The sequence below is a fragment of the Psychrobacter sp. 1U2 genome (assembly GCF_051847575.1).
Map to the genome: position 1 here is coordinate 1 of NZ_JBPYDC010000076.1, position 2084 is coordinate 2084.

Annotated in this window: 1 protein-coding gene; it reads left to right on the top strand. The window is 44.0% G+C overall.

From position 1 onward, the window contains the following. Window positions 1-433: 433 nt before the first annotated feature. Window positions 434-2084, top strand: a 1651-nt coding sequence (locus ACS8FD_RS13260) for an ESPR-type extended signal peptide-containing protein (RefSeq protein WP_439276230.1), incomplete at its 3' end; no start/stop codon positions are given.

The window sequence follows — 2084 nt, forward strand, 5'->3', positions numbered from 1 at the left end:
ACTGGGCATCACTTAGGGTTAATCTAGTCATAACACTATGATTATCAATTATTCTATATATGTCAACACACCCTAGTTTTGATTTATAAAAACTATGTGTCTGCTAGTCATTTTTCGTAAAGCCTACCCATAATTTTGGAAAAGATAATTGATATTATCGATAACTTTGCGAAGCAGGTTGTTTTTTTAACAATTATATTCGTTTTATTAAATAAATATATTCACAATAATGAATTAATAGGATAATATGCGATATGAGTGACGTTATCGTTTTGCCGTGATAGGCGAATAATATTTACGTCAGTACGTCGTTAATTAAACCGTCTTATATGACTAATAGGTCCCTAAATGAACTTTATCTGCTACTACGTTAAGTAAAACGGGTGGTGTTTGGCAAAGTTTAAGGACCTATTACTACACAGGGAGTGTTGTCATGAATCGCAATTATAAAGTTATCTGGAATCGTTCATTAGGCTGTTTTACCGCTGTTGCAGAGTACGCCAAAAGTCGTGGCAAATCCTCTAATTCCGCGGTCACTTCAGGCGTCTCTTCCTCTACAGCAGGAGCTACCGCAAATACGCGTCTGCTACGCTTAAGCTCTATCTGCTTGGGACTAGCAGCAAGTGGCATTGGCATGCAGTCTATAGCGGCTGTTAATTATCAAGGAGATATTGGCGATAATGTCATTGCACTTGGCACCTTAGATGTCCAAGGCGGGGTGAGTGATGTCACAGAATTAACGGATGACAATATTGGTGTGATTAGTAGTAGTTCTAATAATAATCCTTTCAGTGCTAAAACTTTGACCATTAAGCTGGCAAAGAATATCAACCTATCTCCCAATGGTAGTGTTAGGACGGGTAGCACTGTAATGGATGATGAGGGTGTCACTATTAGTGGCGGTGCAAAATTCACAAAGAGCGGTATTGACGCGGGTACTCAGAAAATAAGTGGTGTTCTAAATGGAGCTGTTGATGCTAGTAGTACTGATGCTGTCAATGGTCGCCAATTAAATGCTACCAACCAAGCACTTGCAGCGCAAAAAATCAAATACTTCAGTGTCAAATCCACAGGCGGTGGCAACGAGAATAACAACGGAGCAACTGGTGCTGATGCAATCGCTATCGGCAAAGACGCAACTTCCACAGGGGATGCGGCAATCGGACTCGGCTTGAATGCGGAGGCCTCAGGCAGCAAAAGCTTGGCATTAGGACAAAACTCTCTTGCCTCTGGTGGTCAGTCAATCGCTATCGGCGGGGTGCAAGATAATGCAGCAACGCCAAGCACTACCGCCAGTGGTCAGCAGTCAATCGCTATTGGTGCTAACGTTATCTCAAGCGGTGCGTCCTCTATTGCTATGGGCGGTGATGATCTAGATGCTGCTTCACAAGCTAATATTGATGGTAGTACGCCAAGTAGTACTTTAAACGGAGGCACAGTCAACGATGTCTTCCACTCTTATGCCAAACGCGACTTACTCGATACTAGTAATCAGTATGCTGGATATACCCAAGCAGCAGGTGACGCTTCTATAGCTATCGGCGCAAAATCACGTTCTACAGGTGCTTTATCTACCGCTGTCGGGGTTCATTCTAGTACGGACGGAGTTGCAGCCTCAGCTTTTGGTGTAGCGGCTTCCGCTTCAAAAGATGGCTCGGTCGCTCTTGGTGCCGGCAGCTTGACTGAAAATGATGCAACGTCTGAGAAGTCTGTCGTTATCAATGGCGAGAGTTATGATTTTGCTGGTAATGTACTAGATGATGATAATAATATAAAAACAGGCGCGCAACTATCGGTAGGCGCTGTAGGTGCTGAGCGTCAAATCAAGAATGTCGCTGGCGGTGCAATAAGTGCTAACTCAACTGATGGCGTAAATGGCTCTCAATTATTTGCGACTAACGCCAGTATAGAAGATCTAAGCAATACGGTAGCTGGACAAAAGATTAAATACTTCAGTGTCAAATCCACAGGCGGCGGCAACGAGAATAACAACGGAGCAACTGGTGCTGATGCAATCGCTATCGGCAAAGACGCGAGTACCACTGGTCTTCGTGCTGTCAGTCTTGGCTTTGGCGCAGCAGCGA